At 63.6% G+C, this 5,274-nt stretch carries 7 protein-coding genes; 6 read left to right on the top strand and 1 reads right to left on the bottom strand.

The genetic code is table 11. The features are described 5' to 3' along the window. Positions 1-766 (top strand): catalase (locus B2V21_RS09810; RefSeq protein ID WP_286916731.1); only part of this gene is annotated, 766 nt, incomplete at its 5' end. Between the two features lie 20 nt (positions 767-786). On the opposite strand, the gene B2V21_RS09805 is transcribed toward B2V21_RS09810, so the two are convergent. Beyond that, a complete protein-coding gene (locus B2V21_RS09805) occupies positions 787-1,272 on the bottom strand; it encodes a TlpA disulfide reductase family protein (RefSeq protein ID WP_192065478.1) in 486 nt (161 codons plus the stop codon). A gap of 101 nt (positions 1,273-1,373) precedes the next feature. Here B2V21_RS09805 and arsC point away from each other — a divergent pair, with 101 nt between their 5' ends. The 5 genes from arsC to B2V21_RS09780 all read left to right on the top strand — a co-directional run bounded on the left by arsC (position 1,374) and on the right by B2V21_RS09780 (position 5,135). Then, on the top strand, positions 1,374-1,727 hold the full coding sequence (gene arsC, locus B2V21_RS09800; RefSeq protein ID WP_049861061.1) for an arsenate reductase (glutaredoxin): 354 nt from the start codon (positions 1,374-1,376) through the stop codon (positions 1,725-1,727). Continuing rightward, a complete protein-coding gene (wrbA, locus tag B2V21_RS09795; protein ID WP_090356953.1) occupies positions 1,724-2,329 on the top strand; it encodes an NAD(P)H:quinone oxidoreductase in 606 nt (201 codons plus the stop codon). Before arsC ends, wrbA begins: the two co-directional genes overlap by 4 nt. Before the next feature lie 39 nt (positions 2,330-2,368). After that, entirely contained in the window at positions 2,369-3,109 is a 741-nt protein-coding gene (locus tag B2V21_RS09790; protein ID WP_049861063.1) for a type I pantothenate kinase, read from the top strand. Positions 3,110-3,122: 13 nt separating this feature from the next. After that, positions 3,123-3,794: a DNA-3-methyladenine glycosylase I gene (locus B2V21_RS09785; protein WP_043187466.1), complete on the top strand. Its 672-nt coding sequence runs from the start codon at positions 3,123-3,125 to the stop codon at positions 3,792-3,794. A gap of 276 nt (positions 3,795-4,070) precedes the next feature. Further along, the gene (locus B2V21_RS09780) at positions 4,071-5,135 is read left to right on the top strand and encodes an ABC transporter substrate-binding protein (protein ID WP_056843272.1); all 1,065 of its coding nucleotides are present in this window, start codon (positions 4,071-4,073) and stop codon (positions 5,133-5,135) included. Positions 5,136-5,274 lie beyond the last annotated feature (139 nt).

The following is a 5,274-nucleotide window of genomic DNA, read 5'->3' as shown; positions in this document are numbered from 1 at the left end:
CAACGCCTATCCGCAGTTCGACAACATGAAGGACGCGCGCGGAATGGCCATCAAGCTGCTGGGCGTGCCCGGCGATCAGCTGCTGCCCAGCCAGCAGGGACGCGGCGAGCAGGATTTCGTCATGTTCAACCATGCCAACTTCTTCGTCAGCGACGTGGCCGAGTATCGCCAGAACGTGGCGGCCCAGGCCGACGGCAAGAAGGTGATGGCCTTTCTGCCAGGCTGGGATCCGCGCCAATGGCAGGTGCGGCACCTGTTCATCGCCCTGGCGACCTTGTCCGAAGCACCGCCCAGCCCGCTGCTGACCACCTACTTTTCCGTGTCGCCGTACAAGTTCGGCAACCTCAACGCCAAGTTCCGCGTCACCCCGGAAGCGGGAACATGCCCGGCCTATACGCCACCGGCGCAGAATCGCGACGTGCCCAACTTCCTGCGCTCGGCGTTGTACCAGCAGCTGTCCACCGATCGTCAGCCGGCCTGCTTCGCCCTGCAGATCCAGACACAGGACGCCAAGCGCTACATGCCCATCGAAGACACCAGCGTGCGATGGAAGGAAAGCGACGCGCCCTTCCAGACCGTGGCCCACATCCAGGTGCCGGCTCAGGATTTCGACACACCCAAGCAGAACCTGATGTGCGACAACCTCAGTTTCAGCCCCTGGCACGGGATCGAGGCGCATCGCCCCATCGGCGGCATCAATCGCCTACGCAAAGCGGTGTACGAGGCGGTCAGCGCCTATCGTCTGGAACGCAATGGCGTCAGGTGAGCACGGTCCTGGAGCGCAACTCAGTTGCCGTTGCCCTGCAAGGCCGCCAGACGCGCCTTGATGCCAGCGGCGGTCTGCTCGCCCATCAATTGCTCGCGCAGCTTGCCCTGGTCATCGATGATGTAGGTGACCGGCAACCCCTGGCTGCGCGGCAGGGCGAAACGCGGCGCCGGGTCCTGGGCCAGTACCGGGAAATCGATCCCGAGCGTCTGGGCGGCGGCGCTCAATTCCTCACCCTGGAGGTTGTCGAAGTTCACGCCGAGCACCCGTACGCCCTGCCCTTGCAGGCTCTGCGACAGCGCATTGAGTTCGGGAATCTCGCGGCGGCAGGGTCCGCACCACACCGCCCAGTAGTTGACCACCAGCCAGTGCTTGTCCAGGGTCTTGGCACTGACCGGGTTGCCATGCTGATCAGGGCCGTAGTCACCCCCGCAACCACCCAGCAGCGCGGCCGCCAACAGCAGGCCCGCCAACGGTGCGAAGCGGGCCTTGATACGCCATTTCATGGATCTACCCTTCCTCATTCCTGCAGCTATGCGAAAAAGGCGACCGATCATCGCCACGTGGTTAGAATACCCGCCACTGGATGCCGGAGGCGACTTTTCCCATGACCGATCTGACCCTTTACCATAACCCGCGCTGCTCCAAATCCCGCGCGGCGTTGGAGCTTCTGCAAGCCCGTGGGCTCGAGCCCGTCATCGTGCGCTACCTGGAAACGCCTCCCGATGCCGCCACCCTGCACACGCTGCTGGGCAAGCTGGGCATCAGTGCCAGGGCACTGTTGCGCACCGGTGAAGAAGAATACAAAACCCTGGACCTGGCCGACGCCACCCTGGGCGAGGAACACCTGGTGCAAGCCATGGCCGCGCATCCCAAGCTGATCGAGCGGCCCATTCTGGTCAACGGCGAACGCGCGGTGATCGGCCGGCCACCGGAAAACGTACTGGAGATCATTGCGTGAACACACCCTACATCCTGGTGCTCTATTACAGCCGCCATGGCGCCACCGCCGAGATGGCCCGCCAGATCGCCCGCGGCGTCGAAGCCAGCGGGCTGGAAGCGCGCCTGCGCTGCGTGCCGGCGGTCTCGACCGAGTGCGAAGCCGTGGCACCGTCGATCCCCGAGCAGGGCGTGGTCTACGCCAGCCTCGACGACCTGAAGAACTGCGCCGGCCTGGCCCTGGGCAGCCCGACGCGCTTCGGCAACATGGCCGCGCCGCTCAAGTACTTCCTCGACGGCACCAGCAGCCTGTGGCTCAGCGGCGACCTGGTCGGCAAGCCGGCCGGAGTGTTCACGTCCACCGCCAGCCTGCACGGCGGTCAGGAAACCACCCTGTTGTCGATGCTCCTGCCCTTGCTGCACCACGGCATGCTCATCACCGGGTTGCCCTACAGCGAGTCGGCCCTGGTGGAAACCCAGGGCGGCGGCACCCCCTACGGTGCCAGCCACCATGCCGGTGCCGATGGCAAGCGTGTGCTCGACGAGCACGAGAAAACCCTGTGTCGGGCACTGGGCAAACGCCTGGGCCAGACCGCACAGCTGCTGAGCACTGCGCGTGGCTAAGTCCGATCGTAGAGTGCATCGCACGATGGCGGGCCACGCTTGAGCATCCACGCCTACACCAAGTACCCCGCCATGGCGTTCGGCGACGAGTCGCCGCTGGCCTGGATCAGCGAACACATCCGCGAGCACTATCAAGGCCATCGGCACACCTTCGTGGTGGCCATCGCCGGCAGCGTCGCCGTGGGCAAGAGCACCCTGTCCACGCTGCTCAAGGAACGGTTCGAGGGCTGGCCGGAAGCACCGCGGGTCGAGGTGGTCAGCACCGATGGATTCCTGTATCCCAACCGGATCCTGGAGGAGCGTCAGTTGATGCCGCGCAAGGGCTTCCCGGAGAGCTACCGCACCGACGACCTGAAGGCCTTCCTGCATGATCTCAGGCAGGGCGTTCGTGGTTTGCAGGTCCCGGTCTATTCCCAGGCGATCAAGGACATCGACGAGCACTTCCACCTGATCGACCAGCCGGACATCCTGATTCTGGAGGGGCTGAACATCCTCCAACTGGACCACGCCCACGACTTCTCCATCTACCTGGATGCCCCTACCGCCGACATTCGTCACTGGTACATGGAACGCTTCATGAGCCTGACCACTCTATCGGGCGACGCTGCACAGGCGCGCGCCGACTATTTGTGGGAAGAGGTCAACCTGAAGAACCTCACGGAAAACATCCTGGTGACCCGCGATCGGGCGCAGATGGTTCTGCACAAGGCACCGGACCACCGCATCGACGAGGTCTGGCTGCGCGAAGGCGACCTGCCCGTGCATTCATCCAGCAGTTGAGGACACCGGTTCCATGCAAGACTACAAGTGGCTGAACGAGTACTGCCTTAATCGCTTCGGCTCGCAGAAAGCGCTGGAGGCGCGTCTGCCGACGGCCAAGTCGCCGGCGCAACTGCGCAAGATCAGCGCCGACCGCTACCTCTCGACCATGGCCCTGCGGGTCTTTCGGGCGGGCCTCAAGCACAGCCTGGTCGACTCCAAGTGGCCTGCCTTTGAAGAAGTGTTCTTCGGCTTCGACCCGGAGAAGATCGTGCTCATGGGCGCCGAGCGCCTGGAACGGCTGATGCAGGACACCCGCATCATTCGCCATTTCGGCAAGCTCAAGAGCGTCCCGCGCAACGCCCAGATGATTCTCGACGTGGCCATGGAACACGGCAGTTTCGGTGATTTCATCGCCGACTGGCCGGTGGAAGACATCACCGGCTTGTGGCAGTACATCGCCAAGCACGGCAACCAGATGGGTGGGCTGTCGGCGCCGCGTTTCCTGCGCATGATCGGCAAGGACACTTTCATTCCCAGCTGGGACGTGGTGGCCGCGCTGAATGCCCAGGAGATCGTCGACAAGGTGCCCAGCTCCAAGCGCGATCAGGCCGCCGTGCAGGCCGCATTCAACCAATGGCACGCCGAAAGCGGCCGGCCGATGTGTCAGCTGTCGGCGATGCTGGCCTTTACCGTGAACCACTGATCCCCCTGCGCCTTGCGGGGCCCGCTTGGCGGCCCTGCCCGGCTAGCGCTCCGTACATCCCTGCTTGCAACGGCCCTCGCGCCGTATCGATCGAAACGGCAAATCTCGTCTACGCTTGATTTCCAGGGGCCTGACAGCCCTGAGCATGCCTGCGGCCGACGCGCTCGACGTCAAAATGTCATGCGCGTCCCCTACGTTGGCTCGGGTATTGCTGATCCTGATCAATCCAATCGTCGACAGTCCCCTCGTTTCGATAGGCGCCCATAGGAGCACCGGATGAAAAAGCTTTTCCTGGCCACACTGTTAGGTTCGAGCATCGCGTTGTGCAACCTGGCTTCGGCCGCGGATACCGATCTGCAAACCCTGGAAGCCGCGGCCAAGACCGAAGGCATGGTCAACAGCGTCGGCATGCCCGATGCCTGGGCCAACTGGAAGGGTACCTGGGAAGACCTGGCCAACAAGTACGGCCTCAAGCACATGGACACCGACATGAGCTCGGCCCAGGAAGTGGCCAAGTTCGCCGCCGAGAAGGACAACGCCAGTGCCGATATCGGCGATGTCGGTGCAGCGTTCGGCCCCATTGCCACCAAACAGGGCGTGACCCAGCCGTACAAGCCTTCCACCTGGGCGCAGATCCCCGACTGGGCCAAGGACGCCGATGGCCACTGGATGCTGGCCTACACCGGCACCATCGCGTTCATCATCAACAAGCAACTGGTCAAAGCCGAAGACGCACCCAAAAGCTGGGCGGATCTGAAGAACGGCAAGTACAAGGTGGCGATCGGCGACGTCAGTACTGCAGCCCAGGCGGCCAACGGGGTGCTCGCGGCGGCCATCGCGTTCAAGGGTGACGAAAGCAACCTGGCCCCTGGCCTGCAACTGTTCACCGAATTGGCGCAACAGAAGCGCCTGTCGCTGGCCAATCCGACCATCCAGACCCTGGAAAAAGGCGAGATCGAGGTGGGTGTGGTCTGGGACTTCAACGGCCTGAGCTATCGCGACCAGATCGATCCGAAACGCTTCGACGTGTTGATTCCTTCGGATGGTTCGGTGATTTCCGGCTACACCACCATCATCAACAAGTACGCCAAGCACCCGAACGCCGCCAAGCTGGCGCGTGAGTACATCCTCAGCGATGCCGGCCAGATCAACCTGGCGCGCGGCTATGCACGGCCGATCCGCGCCGACCACATCAAGCTGCCGGAAGATGTCGCGGCCAAGCTGCTGCCGGCCGAGCAGTACCGCAACGTCACCCCGATCAAGAACCCGGACGTCTGGGAAGCCAGCGCCAAGGCCCTGCCCCAGCAGTGGCAGGAACAGGTCATCTTCGAGATGCAGTGATTGCCTGAGGTGCATCAGGTAGGGCCCCTTCGCGGGCAGAGACCCGCTCCCACAGAGACTCGGACTGCGCCTATGTGGGAGCGGGTCTCTGCCCGCGAAGAACCCACCACCACCCCTCCTGACACCCCGCAACCCCGGA

The organism is Pseudomonas sp. UBA6276 (genome assembly GCF_002438365.1).
Lineage (GTDB): Bacteria > Pseudomonadota > Gammaproteobacteria > Pseudomonadales > Pseudomonadaceae > Aquipseudomonas > Aquipseudomonas coleopterorum.
This window is presented reverse-complemented; position numbering and strand designations above follow the sequence as displayed.

Bases quoted from the DNA above. Each gene is read 5' to 3' on its own strand.
- arsC (WP_049861061.1), top strand. From the start codon at position 1,374: ATGACCGATCTGACCCTTTACCATAACCCGCGCTGCTCCAAATCCCGC.
- B2V21_RS09785 (WP_043187466.1), top strand. From the start codon at position 3,123: ATGCAAGACTACAAGTGGCTGAACGAGTACTGCCTTAATCGCTTCGGC.
- B2V21_RS09780 (WP_056843272.1), top strand. From the start codon at position 4,071: ATGAAAAAGCTTTTCCTGGCCACACTGTTAGGTTCGAGCATCGCGTTG.
- B2V21_RS09805 (WP_192065478.1), bottom strand. From the start codon at position 1,272: ATGAAATGGCGTATCAAGGCCCGCTTCGCACCGTTGGCGGGCCTGCTG.